The 26,845-nt window shown below is 43.0% G+C and carries 22 protein-coding genes; 12 read left to right on the top strand and 10 right to left on the bottom strand.

Annotated elements, in window-relative coordinates; all coding sequences use genetic code 11:
• Window positions 1-243 precede the first annotated feature (243 nt).
• The 5 genes from BCT11_RS20965 to BCT11_RS20945 all read left to right on the top strand — a co-directional run bounded on the left by BCT11_RS20965 (window position 244) and on the right by BCT11_RS20945 (window position 6,231).
• Window positions 244-1,065: a mechanosensitive ion channel domain-containing protein gene (locus tag BCT11_RS20965; protein WP_102389197.1), complete on the top strand. Its 822-nt coding sequence runs from the start codon at window positions 244-246 to the stop codon at window positions 1,063-1,065.
• 588 nt (window positions 1,066-1,653) lie between these two features.
• Window positions 1,654-3,099 carry a lytic polysaccharide monooxygenase gene (locus BCT11_RS20960; protein ID WP_241909049.1) on the top strand — a complete coding sequence of 482 codons (1,446 nt, stop codon included), beginning with the start codon at window positions 1,654-1,656 and terminating at the stop codon, window positions 3,097-3,099.
• Window positions 3,100-3,565: 466 nt separating this feature from the next.
• Window positions 3,566-4,789, top strand: a complete 1,224-nt coding sequence (locus tag BCT11_RS20955; protein WP_038871128.1) for a glycosyltransferase family 4 protein — start codon at window positions 3,566-3,568, stop codon at window positions 4,787-4,789.
• Window positions 4,790-4,805: 16 nt separating this feature from the next.
• Complete coding sequence (locus BCT11_RS20950) at window positions 4,806-5,693, top strand: phytanoyl-CoA dioxygenase family protein (protein WP_102389195.1); 888 nt, start codon at window positions 4,806-4,808, stop codon at window positions 5,691-5,693.
• 106 nt (window positions 5,694-5,799) lie between these two features.
• Window positions 5,800-6,231 carry a GNAT family N-acetyltransferase gene (locus BCT11_RS20945; RefSeq protein ID WP_102389194.1) on the top strand — a complete coding sequence of 144 codons (432 nt, stop codon included), beginning with the start codon at window positions 5,800-5,802 and terminating at the stop codon, window positions 6,229-6,231.
• 147 nt (window positions 6,232-6,378) lie between these two features.
• Here BCT11_RS20945 and BCT11_RS20940 read toward each other — a convergent pair whose 3' ends face one another.
• Entirely contained in the window at window positions 6,379-7,002 is a 624-nt protein-coding gene (locus tag BCT11_RS20940) for an HD domain-containing phosphohydrolase (protein WP_102389193.1), read from the bottom strand.
• A 760-nt stretch (window positions 7,003-7,762) separates the two neighbouring features.
• On the opposite strand from BCT11_RS20940, the gene BCT11_RS20935 reads away from it, so the two are divergent.
• Window positions 7,763-10,111 carry a hypothetical protein gene (locus BCT11_RS20935; protein WP_102389192.1) on the top strand — a complete coding sequence of 783 codons (2,349 nt, stop codon included), beginning with the start codon at window positions 7,763-7,765 and terminating at the stop codon, window positions 10,109-10,111.
• A 14-nt stretch (window positions 10,112-10,125) separates the two neighbouring features.
• Entirely contained in the window at window positions 10,126-12,453 is a 2,328-nt protein-coding gene (locus tag BCT11_RS20930; RefSeq protein WP_102389191.1) for a hypothetical protein, read from the top strand.
• A gap of 61 nt (window positions 12,454-12,514) precedes the next feature.
• On the opposite strand, the gene BCT11_RS20925 is transcribed toward BCT11_RS20930, so the two are convergent.
• The 9 genes from BCT11_RS20925 to BCT11_RS20885 form a co-directional block, all read right to left on the bottom strand.
• The gene (locus tag BCT11_RS20925; protein WP_241909046.1) at window positions 12,515-12,991 is read right to left on the bottom strand and encodes a hypothetical protein; all 477 of its coding nucleotides are present in this window, start codon (window positions 12,989-12,991) and stop codon (window positions 12,515-12,517) included.
• A complete protein-coding gene (locus BCT11_RS20920; RefSeq protein WP_102389190.1) occupies window positions 12,957-13,382 on the bottom strand; it encodes a hypothetical protein in 426 nt (141 codons plus the stop codon). The genes BCT11_RS20925 and BCT11_RS20920 overlap by 35 nt, the downstream gene beginning before the upstream one ends.
• Before the next feature lie 2 nt (window positions 13,383-13,384).
• Window positions 13,385-13,825 (bottom strand): helix-turn-helix domain-containing protein, encoded by a 441-nt coding sequence (locus BCT11_RS20915; RefSeq protein WP_157939365.1) that lies wholly within the window; start codon window positions 13,823-13,825, stop codon window positions 13,385-13,387.
• 72 nt (window positions 13,826-13,897) lie between these two features.
• On the bottom strand, window positions 13,898-14,683 hold the full coding sequence (locus BCT11_RS20910; protein ID WP_102389188.1) for an outer membrane beta-barrel protein: 786 nt from the start codon (window positions 14,681-14,683) through the stop codon (window positions 13,898-13,900).
• A complete protein-coding gene (locus BCT11_RS20905) occupies window positions 14,683-15,723 on the bottom strand; it encodes a hypothetical protein (RefSeq protein WP_102389187.1) in 1,041 nt (346 codons plus the stop codon). Before BCT11_RS20905 ends, BCT11_RS20910 begins: the two co-directional genes overlap by 1 nt.
• On the bottom strand, window positions 15,723-16,424 hold the full coding sequence (locus BCT11_RS20900; RefSeq protein WP_347231049.1) for a hypothetical protein: 702 nt from the start codon (window positions 16,422-16,424) through the stop codon (window positions 15,723-15,725). The genes BCT11_RS20905 and BCT11_RS20900 overlap by 1 nt, the downstream gene beginning before the upstream one ends.
• On the bottom strand, window positions 16,424-19,198 hold the full coding sequence (locus tag BCT11_RS20895; RefSeq protein WP_102389185.1) for a TcfC E-set like domain-containing protein: 2,775 nt from the start codon (window positions 19,196-19,198) through the stop codon (window positions 16,424-16,426). The genes BCT11_RS20900 and BCT11_RS20895 overlap by 1 nt, the downstream gene beginning before the upstream one ends.
• Window positions 19,195-19,713, bottom strand: a complete 519-nt coding sequence (locus BCT11_RS20890) for a hypothetical protein (RefSeq protein WP_052485345.1) — start codon at window positions 19,711-19,713, stop codon at window positions 19,195-19,197. The genes BCT11_RS20895 and BCT11_RS20890 overlap by 4 nt, the downstream gene beginning before the upstream one ends.
• 18 nt (window positions 19,714-19,731) lie before the next feature.
• Window positions 19,732-20,253 (bottom strand): hypothetical protein, encoded by a 522-nt coding sequence (locus BCT11_RS20885; RefSeq protein ID WP_102389184.1) that lies wholly within the window; start codon window positions 20,251-20,253, stop codon window positions 19,732-19,734.
• Window positions 20,254-20,495: 242 nt separating this feature from the next.
• On the opposite strand from BCT11_RS20885, the gene BCT11_RS20880 reads away from it, so the two are divergent.
• The 5 genes from BCT11_RS20880 to BCT11_RS20860 all read left to right on the top strand — a co-directional run bounded on the left by BCT11_RS20880 (window position 20,496) and on the right by BCT11_RS20860 (window position 26,841).
• Window positions 20,496-21,095 carry a winged helix-turn-helix domain-containing protein gene (locus BCT11_RS20880; protein WP_042605201.1) on the top strand — a complete coding sequence of 200 codons (600 nt, stop codon included), beginning with the start codon at window positions 20,496-20,498 and terminating at the stop codon, window positions 21,093-21,095.
• The gene (locus BCT11_RS20875) at window positions 21,088-21,537 is read left to right on the top strand and encodes a hypothetical protein (protein ID WP_042600709.1); all 450 of its coding nucleotides are present in this window, start codon (window positions 21,088-21,090) and stop codon (window positions 21,535-21,537) included. Before BCT11_RS20880 ends, BCT11_RS20875 begins: the two co-directional genes overlap by 8 nt.
• A gap of 2 nt (window positions 21,538-21,539) precedes the next feature.
• Window positions 21,540-21,971 carry a hypothetical protein gene (locus BCT11_RS20870; protein ID WP_102389183.1) on the top strand — a complete coding sequence of 144 codons (432 nt, stop codon included), beginning with the start codon at window positions 21,540-21,542 and terminating at the stop codon, window positions 21,969-21,971.
• A 150-nt stretch (window positions 21,972-22,121) separates the two neighbouring features.
• Window positions 22,122-23,213, top strand: coding sequence for a choloylglycine hydrolase family protein (locus tag BCT11_RS20865; protein ID WP_102389182.1), 1,092 nt, complete (start codon window positions 22,122-22,124; stop codon window positions 23,211-23,213).
• Window positions 23,214-23,874: 661 nt separating this feature from the next.
• Window positions 23,875-26,841 carry a M66 family metalloprotease gene (locus BCT11_RS20860; protein WP_102389181.1) on the top strand — a complete coding sequence of 989 codons (2,967 nt, stop codon included), beginning with the start codon at window positions 23,875-23,877 and terminating at the stop codon, window positions 26,839-26,841.
• Window positions 26,842-26,845: the final 4 nt, after the last annotated feature.

Here is a 26,845-nt window from a genome sequence, read left to right as displayed (position 1 = left end):
CGAATCTGGTCGGACCCACCAAATTTAGTCCTTCATGGACAAACGCAAAGCCCGCTATTATAGCGGGCTTTGTTGTATCTGGGGTTTTGATACCGAGTCGATATTTCCTTCCAACAAACGCTAAATATCGGTTAGTACGAACAAAAAATGTGATTGTCTTTTTTAATCTTGCTTGGAGTCAGTTGAACTCAACGCACCGTACACCCAAAGTACTCCTCTTTTTAATATTAGAGAGGTATACAAATGTGGGAAAACATTTCTCTAGAAGCATTGTATGAAAAATGTTTGGAGATGCTGCTGACCTTTGGGCCAAAGTTCATATTAGCTTTGATAGTGTTGTTTGTTGGCTGGTGGATTGTAGGCAAAGTCAGCCGAGCGATAGAAGTCACGTTAGAAAAAATGAAAATCGAGCATGGTTTGAGAGGCTTTCTCTCGTCTCTTGCCTCTGTTATTTTAAAAATCCTTTTGATCATTTCTGCTGCATCCATGATTGGTGTCGAAACCACGTCCTTTATTGCAATGCTAGGTGCAGCTGGCCTTGCTGTAGGTATGGCTCTGCAAGGCAGCTTGTCTAATTTCGCCGGTGGCGTGCTGATTCTGTTTTTCAAGCCATTTAAAGTCGGCGATGTGATTGAAGCGCAAGGGCACATGGGCAAAGTGGTTGATATTCAGATCTTTGTGACTGTCTTGCTGACCTATGACAACCAAAAAATCATCATTCCTAACGGCTCATTGTCTAACGGAACGGTAAAGAACCTATTTTGTGAAGACAAGCGCCGTATAGATATCGAATTCGGCATTAGTTATGGCGATGATCTCCATAAAGCACGATGCGTTCTCATGCAGGTGATGGAAAACTATGATTTGATCATCAATGAGCCCGAGCCTACGGTGCATGTGAGCCAACACGGCGATAGCCATGTCGGAATGTTAGTGTGGGCGTGGGTTGATTCTGAAAATTATTGGCCGGCGTATTTTGGTCTTTATGAGCGAGTGAAAGATGCCTTTGATTCCGAAGACATCACGATTCCATTCCCTCAAAGAGATGTTCACATTCAACGATAAAACGAAAGGAGCGCCAGCTCCTTTTTTCTTTTCTAGACACAAAGATTATTTGCAAGATAAGAGCAAAGTGTTGTTGTCTTTCTATGTTCGTTTTATTAGCAAGAGTAAATATAATAACAATGAAATATGAGGTTCTTTATATTTTGTTTATTTATATTAGTTCTTATTTGATTATATTTTTTAATCATAATGATAAATAATTTGATTGGAACGTAAGTCACAAGAAGTAACTATACATAGCTCTGATTGATTGGTGTTCTGTTCTGGTATATTTACTCTACATTTCTATTGGGTTATGGATGGAAAATGAACTTATGGATATGTTTTTTAAGGGAATTGTTTGTTTGTGTTGGTTTTGTCATATATATCTGAATTATTTAAAATTGTGATGTTAATTCCTATCAATAACCATGGTGCTTTTATTGATTAAACTTACGTATATTATTTTTCACTGTTTTCTGATTAAAACTATAAACACGCAATAGGTAACAGTGGTTATAAAATATCCGCTGAAGCTATTTTGTACAATAAACGGTAGAGAGTGAAAAAGTGAAAGCAAATAATAACATTCTTAAAATCGCGGTGGGTATGGCGATGCTATCCGGGCTACCTACAGCAGCCAATGCTCACGGCTGGTCTGAGTTCCCGAGTGCTCGTCAAAACACGTGTTACGAACAAGGTGGAGTTTGGTCTGGTACGCCACCAAATGCAGCATGTGCTCAAGCGAAAGATATCTCTGGTTCTTATCCTTTTGTTCAGCGTAATGAATTCGCTAAGAACATTACTGATTACAACAATATGGCAGCAGTGAAAGCGGCGATTCCTGACGGCACATTGTGTTATGCAAATGACCCTCAGAAAAAGGGAATGGGTGCGCCACATACGGCTTGGACTCGTACTGAACTAAACACAGGAACATTTGAATTTGTGTTTAATGCGACGGCTCCTCACAACCCTTCATTCTGGGAGTTTTATCTAACCAAACCTGGTGCGGATCTAAGTAAAGCACTGGCATGGGGCGATCTAGACTTGATTCAGACGGTAGGTAATGTTCCCGTAAATGGCGGCAAATACCGCATGGACGTTACGATTCCGTCAGATCGTTCTGGTGACGCGATTCTATTTGTTCGTTGGCAGCGTGATGATGCCGCTGGTGAAGGCTTCTACAACTGTTCTGATATCACTATTGCAGGTGGTGATACTCTTCCTCCTGAAGCTGATCTTGTTCGCGGTGACCTGTACATTCCTCAAGGTTTTGTAAATCCTGAAATCGGTGACACAGTTAAATATGACATCATCAACAAGAATGGCGATGTGGCACGTAGTTTCGATATTAAGGTTGAAGCTTCGAACGTAAATGATTGGGCACGTCTACTTGCTTCAGAAATCAACGGTTGGCACGCAGAGTTCAAAGACGGCGCAGTCTTCATCGGTGATTGGCATGAAGAAATGTCACATTACATGTACTTCCAGAACGATCCATCACGTAACTTCTTTAACTCAAAAGATAGCCGCGCATCTGGCATGATTTCAGTTATTGATGATGGTGGTGGTGTAGAGCCACTGACTGGCGATATTTACGAACTTGTGAAGAGCGATAAAGTCGTCAATGCTGGTGACAGCGTAATTATTGCGACAAGTGAAGCCGCGAACCTAACACAAACTCAAGGTTCATCGGTGAGCATTCAGAACAACGGTACTGCGTCTATAGTGGTAAACACTAGCGCAATCACGCAGAACGAAACACTGTCATTTGTTGCTAACGCGGTAAACAGCGCACGTGCTGAGACGTTCACTTTCGAGGTTATTGCAGGTGATGACGAAATTACGCCACCAAAACCTGAGCCAGACCCAGATCCTAAACCAGATCCAGATGAGAATGGCACTTGGGATGCTGCTAAAACATACTTAGGTGGTGAAGTGGTTTCTTACGCTGACCAAAACTGGAAAGCACAATGGTGGATTCAAGGTGGTGACAACCCTGAAGCGACTTACCAGAAAGACCAATGGGGTGTTTGGCGTCCAACTAACTAATCTCGATTCTCATATTGAGAGATATCAGTTTACGCGTTTATTAAATTGATAAATAAGAAAGCCACCATGGTTGATGTATGGTGGCTTTTTTGACGATGAGTAATTGAAACTCGACGTCGAATGCAATAAGCAATTCTAAAAAACTCGAGAGTTCAGATGCTTATTCCTAATCATTCTGGTGGGTTAATATGCGTCTGAGCGTTAACACCTCCTATAGTCTTGACCTCACCTTAAAATGACAATAATGCGAAATTTTACTTGAGCCCCATGGATGTGAGGGCTCTTTTTTCGTTTGGCGCCTTTGCATCTCCCCTTGGCTTTGTTATTGCATAGTGAACAATAACCGGGGGACAGCGCATCTCTCGTTATCAAATTGAAAATAGGTACTCGGTTGGCTTTCTAACTTACGACCAATGAGCATTATGGGGCGACCTCTTTGCTCACGGAGATAGTGAAGGAGAAAGCAGTGAAAGATTCCAATGATTTAGTATTCAAACCAACAGTGTTTTGTTGGGCGTTAATCTCACCCCAAAAACAAGGTTCTTTTGAAGACTACCTATGGTCAATGGGAAAAGAAGCCCAAAAGCGTGGTTGGACTTACATTGTCTGCGTTATTGAACCCATATCACCGACTCTGAAGACATGGCTGCTTGAGTCAGGCTGTGAGCTTATTTGCTTAGATTATGACAAAATCACTAATTCAGGCTTCATTGTGCGTTTATTGAAAGAGCGTAAAGTCGATATTCTTCACACCCACTTTATTGGTCCAACAGATCCGAGTTTGTTGTTGTGTAAATTGAGGTGGGGCGGAAAAATTGTTTTTACGGATCACAGCTCCAATCCTCTTGGTATGCCCAGTAAAGATTATTTGGTCTTAAACCAACTCCGTTCTATGCGGCAAAGTATTCTGAGTCTCGCGATTGACGCATATCTGCCTGTCTCTGATTTTGTTGCATCACGCATTGCTCGAAACTTGCCAAATGCTCACCACAAAATACATCGCCTCTATAACGGTATTGACCTCGCGCGGTTTCAATCGGCGATATCTAAAGAGAAAGCAAGGCAGATTAAGTCCGCGCAACTTGGCGTATCCGACGACATCATGATAGTGGCCTTCATTGGTCAGCTGACACAGGAGAAGGGCATCGACCATTTTCTCAATGTTGCCAAACGTTGTGTTGATGGTGGTATCGAATGCCAGTTCTTGATCATTGGCGATGGCGCATACCGTAAAGAAGTGGAAACCCTTTGTGCTCATCAGGATTACCAGAGAGACATTCAATATTTAGGTTTACGCTCTGATGTTCCGGATATCTTGAGTGTCACGGATGTGTTTGTTATGCCGTCTCTTTGGGGAGAGGCGTTTGGTCTTACTGCGATTGAAGCGTCCGCATGCGGTGTTCCTGTTGTTGCTTCTAATATAGGTGGTCTACCAGAGGTCATACTGCATCATCACAGTGGGATCTTAATTGAAGCTGGGGATGAGACTGGTTTATATGACGCTATCTGGCGATTAATCGAAGATACGGATGCTAGAGTAGAGTTTGGCAAAAACGGCCGACGTCATGCAGAACAGAACTTTGGCTTGGACAATATGGTGTCTAAGACTTTTTCGCATTATCAACGTTTGCTTAATTCGAATGAAAGTTTGTGGGAGAGCATGAAAAAAATGCTCGAATTGAGAGGTTAGGAGAGAGGGAGCTCTAATGCTAAACGTAGAAGATATTCTCAAACAATTACGTGAAAACGGTATTGTTGTGCTTGATGGTTATGTTCCGCTACCTAAGCTCGAGCAAATGCAGCGATGCTTTGATCAACACCTCACCCATCCACAGTTTAATACTTGGACGGGATACCAACAAAATGAACGATGGCGATTACTCATTGAAAACTTACTTACACTGTCGCCTGCTTTTTTGTACCCAATCCAACATGATGAATTGATGCATATATGCCGTGACTACATTGGCGACCGATTTCAAGTGACTGAGGTTAGGGGGTGGAAAACCATTCGTACCACTCGTAATTTTCATGGATGGCATAACGACGCTTGGTATGACGTTGACCGATGCCAAGAGCCACCACCCCAGATAAAGTTGGGTGTGTATCTTACCGATGTAAACAGTGGTGAGTTTGCTTACGTAGAGCAAAGCCATCGACAAAAACTGGCTCCGGGTCATTGGAACAAAGCGCAAGTCGACGAAATGAACTTGCCAATAAGACACGTGACCGGCAAGGCAGGAACCGCCTTTTTATTTGATACGAGTGGGGTTCACCGACAAAACTATCCGGTGCTGACATCTCGTAATGTGGTGTTTTACAATTTTCACGATCCTGCTTGCCCTATTCAGAGTTTGGATAAGGAGTATGATCGGTACGCGCCACTTTTGCTCAACGCTGCTTTTTTGAAAGGTTTGACCAAAGAACATGAACGAATCTTAGGGTTCGGTGATGAGCGATATTTTGAAGATGGCTTTATACCGAAACAACGTTATCCAGCTCTGCATAGTTTGGTTAAAGCTGGGTTATTTACCCGTCTTCTTGGACAAGATTGCCAACAATTTTTTAATCGAGTGGCGGCAAAGATCTTTTGAGGACGTTATTCTTAATCGTCTAGCGTAGGCAGAATAAAGTGATCTTGTTAAAATGCCGATTCGCGGCTGCACATTGAACTTCAGTCCACTCAAAGAGAGAACACCTATGACGGTAGAAAATGTGCTTCCTGAACACTATGCAGAGCTGCTAGTCGTTTGGGAAAATTCAGTCCGAGCGACACATGACTTTATCACAGAAGAAGATATTGAGTTTTTTAAACCCATCATTATTGAGCAAGCATTTCCTGTAGTCACCTTAAAGTGTGTAAAAGACACTACAGGTGCAATACAAGGTTTTGTTGGTGTTCATGATGAAAAAATCGAGATGCTGTTTCTTCTAAATCAAGCAAGAGGAAAGGGCATAGGTAAGATGTTGCTGCAACACGCGACCAAACATCTCGGCGCAGTAAAAGTCGATGTGAATGAGCAAAACCCACAAGCCGTCGGTTTTTACCAACGTATGGGCTTCAAAATCGAATCTCGCTCACCACTCGATGATATGGGTAAACCATTTCCAATTTTACACATGACGTTGTAACGCTCGATATGTCGTACATCCGCCTCAACCAGGTTTTGTTAGAAGAAACGCCCAAAGCTAATAACTTTGGGCGTTTCCGTTTATGAACGTTGGATATGGGCAGTAACTCAAAAAAGACATTGGAAAAGAAGATATTATTGATGCTCTTCACGACAGGTTGCTTTTACCGTGAGAATGAACGTAAGTAACAAACAGCTCGACTAGATTCGGATTAAACTGGCCTTTATCTTTTTCGGCTAGAAGGATGTTGATCGCTTTCGAGTTAGGCATGCCTTTTCTGTAAGCTCTGTCTGAAACCATTGCGTCCCATGTGTCAACAATCGCGAGCACTTGCGCGATAAATGGAATCTCGTCGCCCTTAAGACGAAATGGATAACCATTTCCATCCCAACGTTCATGATGAAGACCACCAACCATTGTCGCTGTTTCTAGAGCTTTAATACCTCTTGCAATCTGGTAGCTGTGCTTTACATGCTCGCTCATCACTTGACGTTCAATTGGTTCAAGCTTGCCATGTTTATGGAGGATCGCCGTTGGTGTTTTTAGCTTGCCTAAGTCATGTACTAGAGCTGCATCAAAAATCAGCTCTAACTGCGCATCTGTAAAATTCAGAAACTCACCAAAATCATGAGCGACTAGGCATACATTGAGCGTGTGTGTATAGGTTTCCGGAGAGTGCTCTGCCATTTCTTGCAGCAATTCAAGTGCTGTAAATGAATGTGCGTGGTTCAATGCCATTGCATACACATGATTGAGTTTGACGTTTTGCATACCTACACCTTAAGTCGTTCGTTTGGGCCGGCAAGTATGGTGAAGGTTAGTGCTTGTGTTAAATGAATGGTCGTGAATCGAAATTAATAAGGGTTAAATCGGTGTTTTAGAAGTTTTTAGAATGGCGTAATTGTTTGGAATCAACGAGATAGCGTCGTATAAAACTTATAGTGAAAATCTATGGGATAATGGGTTTTAGATTGTAGTTGCGTGGGCAAAAATGGTTAACAGCTATGCTTCTTCAATCTGCGATTAATGGCATTATTCACAACCATTTATTGGTAACTGATTCCGCTCGTGTGGATGATAGTCGCTCGAACAATCAGTATTAATTATCACACCATGACCCGAACACTATTTCACATAACGCTATGGCGCACGGCGATAGCTGAGTTTTCAAAAGAAGTTGGTTATGCCCAAAGTCCCCAAGGGTTGGTTAATAACCGAATTACCATTCAACTGACACCCGAAAGAACGCGGCTTGTCGCTACCGTTCATTTGGACTTCAACTCTCTAAACTATGAAATTAGCAGCACTCAAGATTGCTTCGATTTTTGCCAACTACTTAAGGCAATAGAAAGTGTCAAAAGCTTCTAACCAGCCTTAAAGCTCTGGATTTCATGAATTAAAAACAATTAATTCCCAATTAATCATTTTAATATCATAGTCTTAATCGTTAATAACTAATCATAGTCATTTAGTGGTTACTTTGAAGTGTTGCAGCCAAAATGGTTGAACCTTCAACAACCGAGTGACATCAATGAAACGATTCAACAAGCATCTGTTGAAAAGGAATTCAGCTCTTTCTTTACTAATCGGAGCTTCTCTCGCAACACTCCTTACCGCGTGTAATGGTGGCAGCGAGGGCGGCTCGGACAATCCGGTAATTACTTCACCTGTCGACAATACGGCGATATTCTCTGCCAATATTGGTAACAATGCTATTGTTGGTGAGCGCACTTCTATTAACGTTACTGGTTATGTCAATACAAGCGATGATAGCGAGTTTGAGGTTACGTCTGTCGAGTCGTTATCAGGCGATGCTTGTCAGGTCGTCAGCTCTGGTTCAACGTCGTTTGATGTGAGCTCGAATGAAACGCAAGATTGCCTGTATCAATACCGAGTCTCTCCAATGAACAGTAGCGCGCAGTCAGAGTCTTATGTTCGTGTTGCTTCTGCTTCAACATATGCATCGACATCGCTACCGAGAATCACAGCTTCAACCACCGAGAATCAAGAAATCATCATTGACCTTGAAGCGGAGTTAGGTGCTTCGATGCCAGATAGTAGCTACGAGTTACAAGAACGGTTGGTTGTTATTGGTAACGGAAGTGCCACTTATCTCGACTCACAACGCATTCAATTTATGCCGACAGGGAAAGGGCAGAGTGAGATTTTCTACAGCTACGAAAGCGAATCTGCCATCAAACAAGGTACGATTTCGGTTTCTGTCTCGGAGTTGACTGAAAACACTCCGCCAACCGCCAATGCTTTTGCTCATCAAGAGCTCATCAAACTTGGTGAAAGTACCAAGATAGATGTTGCGTCATATGTCTCCGATTTGGATGGAGATAACGTTCAGTTAGTCAGTGTTGAAGATTTTAACTCTACGATCGCATTGTTGTCGCCAACGGACGTAATGAATACTCAATTTACGTTTGAGTCGACAACACCTGGTGCTCACGATGTGGCATATACCGTCAGTGACCACATGGGAGGTTACACAACATCGGTTGCTCGAATCGAAGTAGAGCCTGATTTTTCATTGATTCAAGATTGGGAAGATATCGTCACTTACGACCCAGTTATTGATACAGAGATTCGTTTCTTTGCGCCAATGACAAAAGTATATGCAGACTACGTAAATGCCTCTTACACCTCAACCTATACAGAAAATGGTGAATATGGTTTGAAAGATTCAGAGGTGGTAACGCAAACACTCACCCAAGCACGCCAATACTGCAAAGTGCGTGGCGGACGTTTACCACTTCAACGTGAACTTGAAACCTTAATTGCAAATGAAACCAGTGCGTTCAGCAACCACAATTGGCCAACGAGCAAGAAGTATTGGACAGCAGAGAACGTCAGTGAAACCAATACAGCGACGGTTAACTTGAATGATGGTCTGGTTGGCAGCCAGTCAAAAATGGTGGCTATGTACACAACGTGTGTCGACCTTAGCAATGAGGCAGTGAGTGATTTCTCGGTGTTGGCTGTAGAACAATCAGCGACAGGTAATGAGTATTCATATGAGATTGAAGTGCTTCATCCTGATGGTGGAGCCGGAATGTATCAGGAAGTAGAACTAGAAGCCCTTAGTGACGCAGGTGTGTTTGAAAGTGGTGCGTCTGCTCTCAATTTGGTTATGGATACAGAAGGAAAACAGGTAGTTTCATATTTTGATACATCATTCAATAAGTCGGTAATTGCTTCGGAAGTAAGCTCTAACAGAGATCTGTTTCCTTTTGTTCCGGATGAAGGTTCTTCGGCTCTTGAAACAACCGATCCGAGCAAGTGGAATCATGTTGATACGCGCTATGGGTTGTCACTACCTGAAATCGGGGAAAATGGTGTTCCAGTGCTCTTTACGTATGATTCTCCGGATGGAATGGGAAGTAGCACGGTATATAAAGACAGTTTCTCTGGTAAAGATTTCGTAATGTATTTGCATATTAGAAACGTTGGCGTTCTATCGCATGGGGCGACGTCTTTCTTTATTCAACAACAAGGAAACACTCCAGACAGCTCTTGGTATGACGTCACAAGAGCTGAACCAGGCGCACCATTAACCTCGGATACGTTTAATATCGTGACGCACTTTTTTAACGGAGAGTTTAATTTTTATAACGGTTTTAATAACTTAGTGGGAACTGCGCAAGCCAATGTAAGGCACGAGGATCGACACCTTTGGTTCCAAAAAAAAGGCGCCCAGTTATATCATTATTCGTCAACATCCAAAGTACGGCCTGAAGAACCAGACTTCATTACTACTTTTGACTGGGGAGACATTGACCCTACCAAACCATTCTGGGTTGGAGCCGGGGGGGCGACTAACTATGAAGATGTTGAGGCATACATTGTCGATGCTAATTTTTCAAGTTATCTGTAAATAAGGTTATTAAAATGAACTCAATCGTAAAACTCAGTGTTTTTCTGACTTTTTCAATAGCGTTATCTGCATGCTACAGTAGCTCTGGCGACAATTCTTCAACTGACTCTGGCGAGAGCTTAGTATCCCCAGAGGCGATTAGTATCGTCGCGTCTCCATCTCAAGCTAAAGCAATGGTTGGAACCGAAAGTACGGTTAAGGCAACGGCGACCAACAGCGACAATGTTGCTATGAAGCTTATTTTAGTGCGCTCTACTTGGGATGATGCTTGTCAGGTTACTTCGGTTGAAGGTATGTCGTTCACTACTAACTCGAACGTAGTGGGTGAGTGCCAATACGAATACACAGTCGCCCCACAAAATAGTGAGCTTTATGTTGGTGAGGAATCTTCAATTGCTCGTGTTTCTGTGTCTGAAACAGCAGCTGATAATACATTACCCAACCTTGCAGAAACGACGGATATTGATACGCCTGTTGTGATTGACCTTTCTCAGGAATTAGCCGGGCAGCATGATACATCAGTGTTCTATCTATCGTCTGATGCATCTGTGCTTGGCACCGGTTTTGTGGATAGCGATGTGGCTAACAACATGCTTACTTTTACTCCTTCTGATGTGGGTGTTTCTCGAATTACTTATTCGATGACAGATGGTTCAGTCACCAAGCTAGGAACGATTGATGTGGCTGTTTCTGATACACAGAATACGCCGCCAGTTGCCCTTAACTATGTCCGTGAAGGAAAGTTAGATAAAGGGATGTTGGTGACGATTGATTTAACGGACTATATCTCTGATGCAGAAGATGCGGTGATCCTCGAATCCGTTAGAGCTTACAACGCGGAGACGGAAATTACGTCCGCTTCTGAGCATACCTTTACTTTTCGTTCCTCAGAGCCGGGACCACATGAAGTTGCTTACACCATTAATGATGGTCGCGGTGGATACGCAGTTGGACAAGTTTATCTTGAAATAGAGCCTGATTTTAGCCTTGTTCAAGATTGGGATGATGTAACGGTTTACGACTCAACAATTGGTGCAGATATTACATTTACTGCCCCTGTAAGTAAGGTGCTAGCGGACTATACAAATACAGCGTATACGAATTATCAAGCACAAGATGGAGTTACAGGGCCGAAAGGAGTGGAAGTGGTCACCATGAACCTTGAACAAGCGCAACACTACTGTGCGACAAGGAATGGACGTTTGCCAATCAACCGTGAATGGGAAATACTCACTGCAAGTCAAGGCAACCTTTTTACCTCTCAAAACTGGCCTGCGGGTGCAGACTTTTGGAGTGCAGACATGATGTCAGAAACCACAGGCAAGAGTATGAATGCGACAGGTGGAACAACTTCTGAATTGTTGAAAGAAAGCGGTGCCGGCTTCGTAACTTGTGTCTTGTTAGATAGCGAAGCAGTAAAGGATTTTTCTACGCAATTAGATTACAGCTTTGTGAATGGTGTTCGTTTTGATGTCAGTGGCTTTATTACTGACCCTGACGGAAACCCTGCAGCATTTCAAGAGGTTAAGTTATTGTCAGAGCGTAAAAAAGGGGTGTTCTCAAACTATGAACCAGAAATTAGTAAAGTGTCAGGTTCATCGGGCGAGCTGGTGGATAGTTACACAGATACGTCGTTTAATGATGAAGTGTTATCCAGCCACATAAGCGCATCTAAAGTCGATTCTATCGTCTTTAAATCTGAGGCAGCATCTTCGCGATTAGAGCTAAACAATGAGGATAAATGGAGTCGATTGGCTACAGAACAAGAGTCCTTTAAACCGTTAAGTTCTTTTGGTTTGCCTATATTAGATGGCCGTTCTGGCGGAGGGAACTTACGTACTATTAACGTATATCAACAGCAATACACTGGACACAACTTTGTCGTCTACATAAAAGTCGAAGATGCGGGAGGCCTTGCGCCTCAAAATGGACGTTTTTCATTTGCAGTACAGCAAGAGTCCTCTCAACCATCGACAGAGTGGGGAAGTACCAATTGGCCATCTTCACCTAGGACAGATAAATCATTTGAAGTAATCAATGACTACTGGTACCAAAATGCGAAAGTAGTCTCAGGGTGGGAATTATACGATGAGACAAGTATGAATCTCTCAACACCGGAAAGACATCTGTGGATACAGGTTAACAATGGCATGTTAGAAATATACAACTCTCCCACATCAGATAAGCCCGAGTCTCCAGTTTATAAGGGTAGTATGAATTGGTCTAATATTGATCCCACCCAAACTTATTGGATACAAATTGGCAGTAGAATTGATTCTGGGCATGAGGTTGCTGTTGGGGTAGACACCTATGTCACCGATGCTTATTTCACTAACTATTAGTGTTATAGCTCCAAGAAAAGCGCGAACCACAGTGTCGCGCTTTTTTATGCCTAATCATTGTTTATTCAAACCAATTCAACTGTCCGTACATTCTGGCAAGTTGCTTCTGTGTCCCTTCCGATTCAATCTCTTCATCATAGGTAAGCAAAAACTCTTGTTTGCTTAGACGTTCAATTCTTGCGTCAAAATATCGGTTGTTTGCGTTGATTAGATCCCTTTTAAACGCTTGTGAGGAGTGATCAGTGATATACAAGTACTGGCTGCTCAGCGTTAAGAAGTAAAAACTGTTGTTTGTGTGACCAAGAATGCCGGAGCTCTTTCTCGTTGTCCCGTCTTCTAATGTGGTAATGAAAGTAAACAAGCCATTGTTTACGTATACGCTGAGTTTTCGGCTAGGGTTACTCAATTGGCTTTCTATGGAGAACTTAGAGCCCAGCAAACTTAACCAAGGGCTTAGGATTACCAGGCCCCCTATAATTATCGACACCTTCCACAATGAGAACTTACCAGAAGCCCATGTGGCCAGTAATTTCGACATTATCGAGCCTTTCATATTCAAACCTCTTGCTGAGATAAACGGTGTTACTTTTTTCATCGAGTTGAGCGACGTTGATTTGAGAGAGGTAATCTTTAGCGTTGAGCGTTATTGTTTGGGCAGCATTTTGATTGCCATCTAAAAATTCATAACTCTTGTTAAAAGACAGCATAAATACCGTATCGTTTATCACCGCATAAAGCCCTTGGCTATGACGAATAACGTCATAGGGCATGAATTGGAGTGATGAATAAAAGCCATGGGAAAACTGTAAATGCGTTTCTAGTCGTGTTGAGGTCACGGGCGAGTACACGGTGAAATCGCCACCAGTAGCATTGATAAAAGGCATCGCAACAATGAGCGAAGCAATGCCAATCGTTCTTTTGAAGTTCATAGTCAGTATAAAGAGTAATAAAGCGAGCTGCTGTAAAGCAAAATGAGAACACTAAGGAAAATATCTCCCCAACGAATTGAGGGGAGGCTAGTTTGAGTTGGGTAAGACGCCGATTGCAATGGTCCTTCTCTTTTTCTCGTTTCTTTTGATTCAGAGAGAGAGGCAAAGTCGTTCGCTGCCCTTGATTGCAATGACATTAGGTTTACACCAACAGGCAAAACCAGTTTGTAGCCTTGCGTTGGATAAGCTCTGATTTCAATGTGCGAGTTTATGGTGGCCAGTTTTCTACGCAGTTTCATGATACTCACGTTTAGGGAGTTAGAACCGATAGGCTTATCTGGCCAACCCGCCGCGATGAGGGCATCTCGACTGTAAATTGTGTCGGTGTCGTCGAAGAGTGTTTTAGCGATATTTAAGCTGCTCACGCTCATGGATACCGACATGACTAAGCTTTTTGTTGAGTCGTCATAGGCATCAATGGCGAGATTAGCCTCATTGATACAAAGCAACATGGTTTATTGGCACTGCAAGTTGGGGATTATGACGGTGTCCTTTGGGTGAATAACGTCTATATCACGTAAGGCTTTAAAGCCATCGTTGGCTGACATCAGTTCGGTAAAGGAAATGTGATGTTGGCTTGCGATTTTGTACAACCAATCCCCTTCTTTTACGCAATATACGTTGGCCTTACACTCTGTGTCGCGATCTGTGTATTCCATAACCGGCATAACTTGCTTGTCTGTTTGTGTTTCAGAAACCACTTGAATCTCATCATAAGCAGGAGAGGGCGCTTGAGTGTTGGTATTTTTGAATCGATATTGAATCCCGAAACCCAATGATTGCAATTTATAGTCTGGCTCCTGACTGGAAATGAACTTGTAGCCAAAGTTGAACGCCCAAAGAGAGTTTAGCTCATATCGAATGCCAATTTGTGCGATGGGCGAGAGCTCGTCGTTTTCCGATATCATGCCCAACCCACCGTAAAGTTTGTAGCGTTTAGATAGAGGCAAGGTGCCCAGCAACGACAGATCGGTTCCGTAGCGAGAGGTGTTTTTAGTGGTGTTACGGTATTCACCGACTTTGAGCATATCTAGCTGACCATATGAACCGGTTGATGCCTCTATCGCCCAGGTTGGAGAGATTTGATAGCCAAGCTTTATCCCCCCTCCAAAAGAGGAATCAGAGAACTCGGAATCTGTTTTTCCGTTATGGGTGAGAGAGCCTCCTACGTACCAATTGGTAGGTTCAGCAACAGAGGAGATGGCTGCAATGAATCCGATAATGAACGTTGTTGTATTCATTAATACAGTTCCTCGAACATAACGGTGAAACTTCCTGAGTAAGTGCCAGATTCAACTTCGGTTGAAGGAATATCTTGGTAACTCACCGTTAGATCAAAATTAATCACATTGGTTGGTGCATCGAGTACATAACTTGTTTCGTCATTCGTCAGTTTGTTTACCCCCTTTTCTACCCAAATAGGGTCCTCACAGTTTGTGGAAGTACATTCAATACTAAACGGGATCTCTGTCTTCCCAGTGCTGGACGTCAACGTGAAATCATGGGTTAGCAAAGTCATAGATAATCCCGTGCTAAAGGTTCCTGTTGCGGTAATATTGAACGTGGTTTCAGCGGACACAGTATGGTTGGTTGTGTCATAAGTAGGGTTCATTACACCATCACCAGCAACATCGATGCTTTCCAAACTGTTAGGAACATAATCGATATTGACGGTGAAAACGTCAGATAAAACACGATAGGTGAGGGCGCCACCTGACGACTGATAGTAGTATCGAATGTCAGCAGGAATGGTTGCCGTGTACACACCTTTCTCTTGCCCCTGCAAAGCGGCCAGAAGTGCGGTTGTATCCAAGTCAAATGTTGGTCTGTAAAAATAAAAAGGGGTAACCTCATTGCTGTAATCAAGAGAAAAGCTAGCGCTACAACTTTGCGTGCTGTCATCTGAAAGAGTGACAGTATTTCCAGATAGCTGCGATGTTGCGCAGCTTGGGGTTACAAGTTGAGTGTCATTACGAACATAATTGTTAGATGACACGTTGTATTGTACGCCTTTCAGCCCGATAGGGGCATTAACGCTTGTCCCAGTCGGTCCAGTTAACGTCATTTCATCTGGCTTGTTGGTTAGGTACGCGCCCGGAAGAAAACGATCTGTGGGAGTGAGACCACTTGCTACTGTCCAGTTACTTAAGGTGTATGTGTTGCCACCTAAAGCAATGGCGTTTTCAAGTCGCAATTGTTGACCTTCAATGTGAACATTAAGCGTGGCACTATGAACCAGCGGGGCAACAATCAACAGTAACCAAGAAGCAAAACGAATCATTACTTGCCATCCTTTAGCGTTATCTTTTTATGGTAGCTTTCGTCATGGTTAATAACGGTCACTTCTACTTGATCTTTTGAAATGTTTTTAGGTAATTCATACGTGCGCTCACGGCCTGACAAGGACATAGCGGTAAATTCGCAGTCTTCTGTTACCTTATCCGTACATTGGTCCACATAAGTGCGGATGAAGCTGTTACCCGTGTTGTTGATGTGCAGTTTCCCGTTCGACAGTGATACTGAGTAGTCGATTTTCTGTGTTTTCGCAGGAATCACAAAGAGAGGACGATAGCCAAAGTTGATCGTCACAGCAGACTGTGATTTTCCTTCTGGGTCGTAAGGTGATGGTTCAAAGCTAACTAGGTAGTATTGGTCTTCGCTAAAATCACATTTGTTACCACACAGGGAACGCACACCAACTTGCTTTTGGCGACCTGATTCAAGGATCATCTTTGGATGAGTTAACGTTACGCGCCAATCAGAGAAGTTTGACTCTGTATAAGGTGTGCGCGTCAGTTCGCCATTTTTAACTTGCAGTTGAGTGATATTCGATTGAATGAACTCAGTGGTCGATTTGTTGTTTGAGATAGTGAAAACGCCGTTTCCGTATTCGTCACCTACTAACAACATAGTATCTACGTTCATTGCTGAAGCTGCCGTTGAAATAAGTGCAGCAGCGAAAATTGGAAGTGATTTCATCATCAGTTACCTTCTGGTCGATTAAGTACAAAGTCGCGCTCTTGTTGCGTTTCCGAGTTGGCGTACTGAGCGACGTTTTCAATGTTTTGACGTTGTTGATGACTGAGTTGAAGATCCTTATCTCCAGTCAGGTAAACAAAAGACTTACGGCCCAAACGCGTTGTCAGCAGTTCAGCGCCACTGTTGGTCATTGCCTCAAGTTGTTGGTTGATCTCTGTGATGTCATCGAACTGACCGATGTACATCACATTGATTTCTCGATTATTTTTGACGAGAACCATTGACTCCAATGGTTCAAGATCTGGCTGGCAGTAATTTGTGCCAAAGTTTAATTGTTTTGCATCGTCTACCGATGGTAAATAACATTGCTGGCCACCGCTCTTGAGTGAAAAAGTTTGCCCTTCTTGAACATCAACTTTGTGAATACCTGAAGTAATGTTTGAGATGGACAAACACGCAGGGCCTTCACATTCGATAGTCTCAATGTCGTTACCGAAAATATCTTTGAATTTACTGACAAAGCTGATGACTCGGCTGACATTTGAGTTGAGTTCAATTACAGTTCCTGGGTGCGTATAACCCGTCGCGTTTTGCTGACCTGTGTTGTGCAGCGCAACACTCTCCACATCTAATTCGATAGTGCTGGTTTGATATTTATCGAGTGAAATCAAGCCAGAATCACCATAGATGTATTCTTTATGCTTCACTTTGTCGTCAGCTTTTACCACCAACAAGCCTTTTGTTTGGTTCTCTTCATCGTCAAAACGAATGTTGTTCTTCGTATCAACGGAGACGTACGCATCACTCTGCTTCGTGGTGAAGTGAATGCTATTCTTACCAATAACTTGTGTACTGCTTAGTGATGCGTTAACTGACTTTTCACCGTTGTCAGCAAGGTACACAAAACCATCTGCATGATAATGTTCGTTTCGGTTTGCCGCATAAGCTGTCACATTATTGAGCGAAGATTGCGACGAGTTTGCATAGTAGCTGTTGCTTGCCGTTAGACGGAGATCCGTCTCTTCACTCTCGAGCAGATCTCGAGTCTCTAGACTGTTGGTGTATTGGCTAAAGCCATCTTGATCTATGGTGACACTCGACTTGCCTCTTAGCTTAAAGGACAAGGGTACAGACCAATTAATAGCAAGAGTCACTTCGCCTTCATCAAAGTCAGAAGCCAACGATTCGTTGTTGTAACTCAGGTTGACATCAAGATTAGAATCAAGCACAAAAGGTGCACTTAATCCTGATGATAAGAACCAGTTTTTACGCTCGTTGTTGTAGATATCTGCTTGATTTAAGTAGTTTACCGACCCATATCCACGGATTTTTTTACCTAGTGTGAAGCTGCTCGATAGGCTCAGTTGCTCCTTACTTGCAGCGCCATACAGGTACTGGGCAAAACGGTTCTTCTCTTCGTTATCGAGCTTTTCATAGGTGACGCCGATGCGGCCCACATTTAAGTAGCCAGATAAGTAAGAGGCTTCGCCATCAATTGAAGAGGCCGTCACCTCATAACGGCTCTCAAATGGTAAATACCCTTTGAGGCCAACTTGCCCCATGTTGTGCTCTTCGGTCACAGTAGAGCCCAAGGCGAGGGTTTGAGTATCAGACCATTTATATGCCACTATGCCTTGAAGATAAGGCTTGGCTTCGAAAGACTCAGTCTTCTGCGCTTCAAATTCATCGTCTTCATTGATGACCTCTACATCCGCTCCTTGGAATTGACCTGCTGAAATAAAATAGTCGAACTCTCCGGTGTTAAGCGTATCGGTTTGTGCGTTATAAACACGAACTGACTCCGTGGAAACCACTTGAGAACCAGCAGTGATCTCTACCATCACGTTGTAAACACCACTAGGAAGCTCTGAATAGCGAATACTGCCTTGGCCTTCTGTTACCGACTTTTGGACGATGATCTGTTCGTCTTTGTAAACTTTTAAAACGCCACTAGAAGGGGCATAAAAAAACAAAAACTGGTCATCATTATTATTTGCTCGACTTAGGTTTTTACTTGAAGATAGATTTACACTAGCTTCATGGTACTGAGTGCCATTCAATAAAAACGATGTGCTGTTTAATGCCAAGCGGTCTTGATGATAGCCGGCGGTTAGGCGCAAGTTTCTGTGTTCGATATTGTAGTAACCGTAGTTAACCTCGGAGGTTCCTTCTTGGTTGCTAACATAAGTGTCAAGATGTACCGAGCCATAAGGTAGACCCAAAATGAGTTGGTCACTGAGTGACAGGTTAGGGCTACCGTTAAAGCTTGACGTTGTGTATACATTTGCGCGATTGATCAAACCAGGATTTGCATTGTACGTTGACGCGTAGTCTTTCTTTATTGCTCCAGGTTTTGTATTGGCAAGCAACGCTTTATTGACGTAAATGTAGAGCTTGTTTGTGTGGTAATCATAGAAAACATCGTATGACTCAGGGTTAAGAGAACACAGGTTCAAGTCACCCACACAATCAACGCTGTTTTCTATGCCAACTACTAAATCATTAGTAATTTTCGTAGCCGTCACTTTGGTTAAACCAGAGTGCACTAAGTGTTCCACTAACGTTTGAACGTCATTCTGATCTTGAAGTTGCACTGAGTTGTATGTGACTAACATCGGCAACGTGATGAACGAGCCATTCAGCCCCTTGATTTCTACATCTCGAGCTTGTTGCTCGTAGAAATCCTGAAAACCTTGAGGGATCGGTGCCGCAAAAGAAGCATCACTAAACGAAAGTGTTACCAAAATACTGGTAGCAACGGTGGAAATTCTATTCACAATGAAAGCTCCGCTAGCACAGATAGTTTGCCTTGGCACAAGCTCGCACCTTCAGGCAAGGTTCCGAAAGAAAATTTGACGTCGTATTCGCCAACCTTTACGCCATCCGAAGCTTGATTGAACTCCATTAACAAAGGTTCAATCTCTGTTAATGGTTGTCCCTCAATGTAAACTTGAGCAAAATCTGACGGTGTTACTAGGGCCGTCTCATCCGCGCTGTAACACTGTGAAGTGTTGCTCTTCATAAAGAGTTGAAACTTCATTGACTGGTCAGAACTTGGAATGTCTGTCGTGACCGTCAACAAAGTGAACGCATCATTAAATGTGTTCTTTTCTGTATTTGTTTTTAGTGTTAATGAAGAAGGGGAAAACGCGATGTCAGTAATCTGGTGAGAGAAAAACTGACTTTTATCGATTTCACTGACCAACTGAAAAATGTGTGTTTCTGCTTTTACGCTGAAAACGAATGTTCCAGTCAACATGCAAAATAACGAACGAATCAAAGAAAACTTCACGTTTCCCCCTTTTGTCAATTAAAGGCCGTCTTCGTAGCTAGCGCTCATTTGAACACTAACTTGACCTTCGCCTTGTACAGCAATATCGGTGATTGGTTGTTCATTTTTAACCGTCAGAGCAACAACGCCTGTTTGAAGCTCATTGAAATTACCCTGAGTAAATGTCGTGCCTGATAGTTGATCAGTTACCGCTACGTCTGCTTCGTATGACATTGAACCATCCATCATTACTTGAGCGCTGATGTATGACCACGTTGCTAGAGGTTGACGGTCACCAACGGTTTCTAATACAGAGTCATAATCACGAGCTTCAAGAACCACCTCTGTAGATGTGAACTTACCGTCTTTCTCAATGAAAAGAGTGCCGGAAGCAATCTCGCCGCCGCCTTCACCTGTAATCTTTAGGTTTGAGCTAGGAACAGAGCTGCCAATTAGGCCACTCCAGATAACTTCGGCACTTGCTTCATCTGCTGCATTTACTGCTCCAGAAGCAAAAGTAATTGCTGTCGCACCCATCAAGAAAAATGTATTAAGTTTCATGTTTTTCACCTATGTTTAAAAAAGTTGTTGGTTCGTATCCAATATGAAATCGAGCCGTTTTTCGTCGACAGCAATTTGAATCGATTGAGCGAAAATTTGGAAATAAAAGGCTGTTAATAGTGCTTTACCGATGATTAAAAGAGATTTAATTCAGTTGAATTTCTCTTATAAAGCCATGAATAATTTGAATTTATATTTTTTTATACAACAATTAATGCTAATGGGGTTGCACGAGGTTAAAGATGTACGAACGACTATCTATTGATACGGTTAGAAGAACGATTACTTTGGTCGATAGTGAATCGGGAAAGGAGAATCAACCACTTGAACTGAATCGAAGTGAATATAATTTACTTCTCGCTTTTTGTGATTCTCATGACGAGGTCATCGATAAACAAGCGTTGATTGAATTGGGGTGGCCCGGACGAGTTGTTGGAGATAACTCGCTTGCGGTTGCGATTATGAAGTTACGCAAAAAACTCGACAGTCTAGAATTGGGTTTTGAGATAAATAACCTTCCTGGTGAAGGATATGTATTCATCAATGCAAAAAATGTTGGGATAGAGCATGAAAATGGCGCTTCAGATGCAGGCAATCAAGGAGTAGAAGAAACGGTAACAGCGGAACCTGTTGTTGTAGAGAATCTAGCCGACATAAAAAAGGAGGCTGACAAATCGGAATCTCGACATGTTGAGATTCAATATACAGGGATAAAAAAGCTGGTCAGAAAGCCGATTTTTTGGGAGGTTTCACTCGGGATAATTGTTGGCATCGTCACTTTCTACTTTGTTTATCGCGAGGCATTTGAATGTTTTGATTGCTTTGGAGGAATCGGTGGCTAACGTAAAAAGACTAAGCTTAAGATTACTCGTTGTAATCGGCATTGCGTTTTTTCTCCCATGGTTCTTTTCTCTTGGTACTTATTTTTCTGGTTATGCCCACTTTCAAGATGAAGAACATGAGATCTTATTGACGGCCAAATCGGGCTTCTACAAAACCATCCATACTTTTGATGGCCAAGTGTACCGAGTTCACACTGGTATCTATGCGTCTTTAGGCAGTTCAATGTATTTTTTTTCACTTGATGGGAATTACATCGAAGGTCTTGAGCCCGAGTTTGCTGAGAAAGTGATCAGTTTAGATTTATCTCGTTATTTCCGAGGGCTCACTCACGTGAAGCTTGCAGATCGAGGCGATGGTAAGTGGATCGGTAAGATGCAAAAATCTGAAAGTGAACATCTTTTTGATGAAGTTGTTTTTAACGGACGCTTGGTAGGATGGTGAAAATGGGAAGAAAGAAAAAGGTGCTCATCTACCTAGCACTACTTATTACTCTATTGTCCATTCCTTGGTTGAATGCTTTGACCAGTGTATTTCTGTTGGAAGGAGACTTCGGCGACAGAAACGTTAAGCTTATTGGCTCTCATGGCAGGTATAAGATGGACGTGAATTACCTTTCGAATACTCATATCGTTAATACTGGGTATTATGCTTCCTTTTTTGATACTTTGTATTTGTTTCAGGTGCGCCGAGATAAAGTTGCCAATGACGATTCGTTTGATATTAACGAGTTTCTCAGGGGCCATCGAATTGTTATCGTTTTCAAGCTTAATCAAAAATCCGATAAAGAATACTTGGTCAAACTTATCGAAGAAGACCCGCGCAAAGGCATTTCTATGTACCCAGTAATTATTGAAGGCAACTTGGGGATTCTATAGTAAGCAAGGAGTAGTGCTCTAATAGCTAGAGCGCTATTTTGTGTCTACACGAGTAAGTTTATATTCCACCATTTTAATATCTTTTCGATTGTAAGTTGCCTAGAAAGGACTACAATCGCGAGATGTTACCCCTCCTTGGTGGATCTAAAAATGATAAAGAAAACCCTCCTTGCTATGGCACTTTCTGCGAGCATTATCGTTCCGGCGAGTGCTTGTACTGGCATCTCTCTTTCTACTGTGGCGAATGACCATATTCATGCTCGCACAATTGAGTGGGGCGAAAACGATCTCAACAGCAAGTTGATTGTTGCTCCCCGTGATTACACGTTTACATCGACTATGCCGGACCAAAAACAAGGTTTGAATTGGAAGAGTAAGTATGGCTTTGTTGGGATCTCCGTCAGTGACGATCGCTTCATTGGTGAAGGCATCAATGAAGAGGGACTGACTGCCGGTTTGTTTTACTTCAAAGGTTACGGTTCATTAAAAGCGTACGACGCGAAAGATCGCGCAAACAGCATTGCGGATATGGACTTTGTTCGTTGGATGTTGTCGCAGTTCAAAACCGTCGATGAAGTTAAAACAGCGATGAAAAACATCGATATTGTTCCGGTTTATATCGATGAGAAAGGACAACCTTCACCAACTGGGCATTGGCGTGTTACCGACAAAGCGGGTAACAACATCGTCATTGAAATCATGGATCATGGCCAAGTACACATCTACGACAACGAAGTAGGTGTACTAACGAACTCACCAACGTTCCCATGGCAAGTGACCAATTTAAACAACTACATTCATTTGCAACCGGGCACTAGTGCGCCAACCAAGTTTGGTGGTGTTGAAGCGAAGTCGTTCGGTATTGGCTCTGGCTTCTTGGGTATGCCAGGGGACATTACGCCACCATCGCGATTTGTTCGTGCGGCGTTTTTCGTAAACACTGCTCCAGAATCAAAAACGGGTGAAGAGGGGGTGTCACAAGCATTCCACATTTTGAACAACTTCGACATTCCAATTGGTACAGAATTTGGGCCTGAATATCGTGAACACATCCCTGATTTGCCGAGTGCGACGCAATGGACCTCGGTGATCGATCAAGGTAACAAGGCGCTGTACTACACTACGATGCACGACAGTCGAATCAAGAAAGTTGACCTGACTAAGATTGACTTTGACAAAAAGCAAGAAGTGAAACGCGAATTGGATAACGGGACGTTTACCTTTACAGACGTGACACCTTAGTTTTTCCTCGAACGTATAAATAACGAACAAAGCGGAGAAGGTTTTCCTTCTCCGCTTTTTTATTTCCGAAACATCATGAATTTCAAATAGAGTTTTTAAAAATGAGGTATTGATTCAGTAAGTTATGAAGCATGAGTTATTGGCTAATGAATTTCATGACTCTGATTCCATATTAAGCAGACTTTATGCGATATTTTTTAATCTTCTTATTTATCAGTCGGATGAAAATAATAGTGCTGTAGTAAAAGTCTGATCTTTTCAACAACAAGAGGTTGGTTTAAAACTTATTTATTTAACTTTTATTTACAGAAATATGCTGCTAAATATTTAATTAATTTATGACTTCAATAATTTAAACTAATTTAATGTGTTGAAATTTATTGTCTTTTTTCCTGAGCGCTTGGTTTTATCATTGTTGTCTTGATGACTTTGAAAGCGGTGTTAATTCTCAGGCTAGAGCTTTAAATTCGCTAAAGCTAATTAAGTAATTTCTAAATCCATGAAATGGAAGCTCTGTTCGCGCTTGCTCAATAAGAAATATTTTAAGGTTTTAACCTGATCTTTCTCGGGAAAAATCTGATTTCATGAAGTTGATTTTTACAATTGCTGGGAAATAAAAGTAATAAACAAAGTGGTTGAAATACAAACATAAGGGAAAGGTATGAAAATAAATAAGGTCAGTATAGGGTTAAGTGTCGCTTGCGGATTATTATTCACGGGCGTTACTCACGCTCAGGTGATTCCGTTCAATAATAATCAGCCGACTAATGACTTACAGGGTGATTTTGAGGCGATGGTCATTTATGCGCAAAACATCACGGTTCCTCATCACAACGATAAAGGCGATCCTAGGCCGCATCTCACTGCATTGCGTGATACTTTGCTGCTTGTTAAACCTGTCGAGCATGCACTGGACTCGACGCAAGTGAAAGTGATTGGGCGCGATGCGAAAGGTGAGAAATTAGGTGTGCTGTCACTGAACCCACCAGAGCAACTTCCGAGTCACGATGGTCCAAACCTCGACATTACGTATGCACAAGATATGTGGTCAGTGACACTGCCAGCGACTTGGATACAGCCCGGCCTTACTCTAGAGCTCCTGAATGGAAGCACATCAGGCGTCCTCTCCGGTTTGGATATTGGTGCGCCGAACGAATTGCTGATAAACACGATGGATTTAGGGATGTTAACCAATCCAAGGGGGCGTTTTTACTTCGCAGATAATCCTGAAAGACATAGAGACTACTTCCAAAAAATTCCGGTAAGCAAGTTGATCGTTAACCCGTACGAAACAGTGAAACTCAATGAAGTGATGCTGCCAGATGGTCGCTTGTTAACCGAGTTAGACCCGAGCACGGGCACTTGGCACAAAGGGGATATGCGTGCGTATACCACCAAGATTCTGATGTCGCACGGCATCAACCTAGCAAACTATGGCATCAACTCTTCAACAGCGATCTCAGAGAGAGCACATCCATATACGGCGAATCAAATTACAGCGATTGCCGCAGTAGGGCGTTATCAAAATGGTGTGGTTGCTCACGGTGGCAGTGGTGGCAACGGTATGGTAACTATCGACTCATCGTTAGGTAATGAATGGAGTCACGAAGTCGGACATAACTTTGGCCTTGGGCACTGGCCGGGTGGCACGGATGGCACAACGCATCGGCCATCTACAGACATAAACTCTGCATGGGGTTGGGATCAATTCCAACAGCGTTTTATTGCTAACTTCATGTGGAGCAAGCGTAATGGTCAGGATCAGGTTTGTTGTACCGACGGCATAGGAATCCCAGCTTTCGAAGGCTATAAGTTCAACAGAGATGCAATGGGGGGCGGTGAGCCAACTTCACCGATTTCCAAATACACTCTGCACACTCCGTTTGTACTAGAAAAGATTCAGACCTTTATGGAAAAGAAAGCGGCGTTTGATGAGGCATCGTCGACTGGTTTTAGTAAATGGAACGATGAAACCAAAACGATGCAAGAGTTTGAACAACCAGCGCTCTTGCTGGCCAAATCTATCGCCTCGCAATCTCAACTAAATACGATCAAAGATGACATCTCAGGTTCAGCGCTGTTGGGTTACATCAATGACTTTGATATCACAAAGGTAGAAACGGGCGACGGTCGTTGGATTCGCGATATTTACTTGCCGAGCGCTGTAAATGTTGTCGCGGGTAAAGTGGTGAACGTCGCACGTTACTCTGGATATGGCGTGACAGTTCATATTAATGGCCAATCGGTGAACTTGAATCGTGGTGACAGCAAGTTTTACATCAGCGACGGTAAAGGTTGGCAAGAAACCAGTGAAGCTCAGGTAGCGGAAAATAACCCGACACGTGTCCCTACGGATAGCGGTGTCGCTGTTACTACGCTCGTCGGTTACTACGACCCTCAGCAGACACTTAATAGTTATATTTTCCCGGCGTTACATGGTGCGTATGGCTTTGTTTATCAGCCGACTCCGGCAGAGAGCCTAAACGCAAATGGATGTTATGTCAGAGTGTATAACGGTAGAAACTACCAAACGGATAACTACCAATTGGTTGGATTCCGTTATGACGATAACGTGATGAACAAGTTCCACATCAACCTCAAGCAATCGGATGCACCGACAAGAGCAGAAGTTGTCTGCGATGATACGGTGTTGAGTTCGCTAGACATTGAGAAACCAAAGCAAGACCTCAAAGTTTCTATTGTACAGTCTGATTCCTTAACCGACTCAACTCCAACGGAGAATAGCGCACCTGTTGCTCATGCTGGTGAAGATCAGTCTGTACTGTCAGGCGCAACCATTACGCTATCTGCAGAGAAGTCAGCGGATGCCGATGGCGATGAGTTAACTTACCTGTGGAAGCAAATCTCGGGTTTACCTGCGGCCATTCAGTCGACCGACAAAGTTAACACCAGTGTCATTTTGCCGGAGTCTAACAAAGCGGAGTCGTACGTTTTTTCCGTCACGGTCTCCGATGGAAAAGCAAGTTCTGAAGATACGGTGATGATTAGTGCACAGCCTCAAGCAAACCAAAATCATGCGCCGCAAGTGTCTCTCCCGAAAAGCATGGGGGCAAAATCCGGTGCAGTTATTGAGATTACCGCAACGGCATTGGACCAAGATGGTGATGTGCTTTCATATCAATGGCATACCGCTGGCTTAGCTTATCAGCCTGTATCAGTAGGCACTATTCGTCTGACGGTTCCAGAAGTAACAGTGGATAGCCAATTTACGGTCCGTGTGGTCGTCTCTGATCCAGCAGGGGAAAGTGCCAGTTCAAGCATGATTGTGAAAGTCAAAGCCAACAACAATGCCTGCAACATCAGTGACCCAAATGCGGCGAACTACGCTGTATGGTCAGCAAGCAAATCGTACTCGGGTGGTGATCTTGTCAGCCACAAGCAACTCGTTTGGAAGGCAAAGTACTGGAGCCAGAACAATCAGCCTGATAACAGCGATGCCTGGGAGCTCATCAGCGATGTAGCGCTGCCGTGGTCAACTCAAAAAGCCTACTCCGGCGGTGATCAAGTGACGTACAACGGCGTTAAGTATGAGGCGAAGTGGTGGACGCGTGGTGATCAGCCGGATACATCAAGTGTATGGAAGAATGCTGGCGTAGCATGTCCATGATGCT

This window comes from Vibrio sp. 10N.222.52.B12 (assembly GCF_002875385.1).
GTDB classification, from domain to species: domain Bacteria; phylum Pseudomonadota; class Gammaproteobacteria; order Enterobacterales; family Vibrionaceae; genus Vibrio; species Vibrio jasicida.
This window is presented reverse-complemented; position numbering and strand designations above follow the sequence as displayed.

What these genes read in the sequence shown, in the direction of transcription:
- BCT11_RS20965 (WP_102389197.1), top strand. Translation starts at nt 244, where the DNA reads ATGTGGGAAAACATTTCTCTAGAAGCATTGTATGAAAAATGTTTGGAG.
- BCT11_RS20960 (WP_241909049.1), top strand. Translation starts at nt 1,654, where the DNA reads ATGGCGATGCTATCCGGGCTACCTACAGCAGCCAATGCTCACGGCTGG.
- BCT11_RS20950 (WP_102389195.1), top strand. Translation starts at nt 4,806, where the DNA reads ATGCTAAACGTAGAAGATATTCTCAAACAATTACGTGAAAACGGTATT.
- BCT11_RS20945 (WP_102389194.1), top strand. Translation starts at nt 5,800, where the DNA reads ATGACGGTAGAAAATGTGCTTCCTGAACACTATGCAGAGCTGCTAGTC.
- BCT11_RS20940 (WP_102389193.1), bottom strand. Translation starts at nt 7,002, where the DNA reads ATGCAAAACGTCAAACTCAATCATGTGTATGCAATGGCATTGAACCAC.
- BCT11_RS20935 (WP_102389192.1), top strand. Translation starts at nt 7,763, where the DNA reads ATGAAACGATTCAACAAGCATCTGTTGAAAAGGAATTCAGCTCTTTCT.
- BCT11_RS20930 (WP_102389191.1), top strand. Translation starts at nt 10,126, where the DNA reads ATGAACTCAATCGTAAAACTCAGTGTTTTTCTGACTTTTTCAATAGCG.
- BCT11_RS20925 (WP_241909046.1), bottom strand. Translation starts at nt 12,991, where the DNA reads ATGTCGAAATTACTGGCCACATGGGCTTCTGGTAAGTTCTCATTGTGG.
- BCT11_RS20920 (WP_102389190.1), bottom strand. Translation starts at nt 13,382, where the DNA reads ATGAACTTCAAAAGAACGATTGGCATTGCTTCGCTCATTGTTGCGATG.
- BCT11_RS20915 (WP_157939365.1), bottom strand. Translation starts at nt 13,825, where the DNA reads ATGTCGGTATCCATGAGCGTGAGCAGCTTAAATATCGCTAAAACACTC.
- BCT11_RS20910 (WP_102389188.1), bottom strand. Translation starts at nt 14,683, where the DNA reads ATGAATACAACAACGTTCATTATCGGATTCATTGCAGCCATCTCCTCT.
- BCT11_RS20905 (WP_102389187.1), bottom strand. Translation starts at nt 15,723, where the DNA reads ATGATTCGTTTTGCTTCTTGGTTACTGTTGATTGTTGCCCCGCTGGTT.
- BCT11_RS20900 (WP_347231049.1), bottom strand. Translation starts at nt 16,424, where the DNA reads ATGATGAAATCACTTCCAATTTTCGCTGCTGCACTTATTTCAACGGCA.
- BCT11_RS20885 (WP_102389184.1), bottom strand. Translation starts at nt 20,253, where the DNA reads ATGAAACTTAATACATTTTTCTTGATGGGTGCGACAGCAATTACTTTT.
- BCT11_RS20880 (WP_042605201.1), top strand. Translation starts at nt 20,496, where the DNA reads ATGTACGAACGACTATCTATTGATACGGTTAGAAGAACGATTACTTTG.
- BCT11_RS20870 (WP_102389183.1), top strand. Translation starts at nt 21,540, where the DNA reads ATGGGAAGAAAGAAAAAGGTGCTCATCTACCTAGCACTACTTATTACT.
- BCT11_RS20865 (WP_102389182.1), top strand. Translation starts at nt 22,122, where the DNA reads ATGATAAAGAAAACCCTCCTTGCTATGGCACTTTCTGCGAGCATTATC.
- BCT11_RS20860 (WP_102389181.1), top strand. Translation starts at nt 23,875, where the DNA reads ATGAAAATAAATAAGGTCAGTATAGGGTTAAGTGTCGCTTGCGGATTA.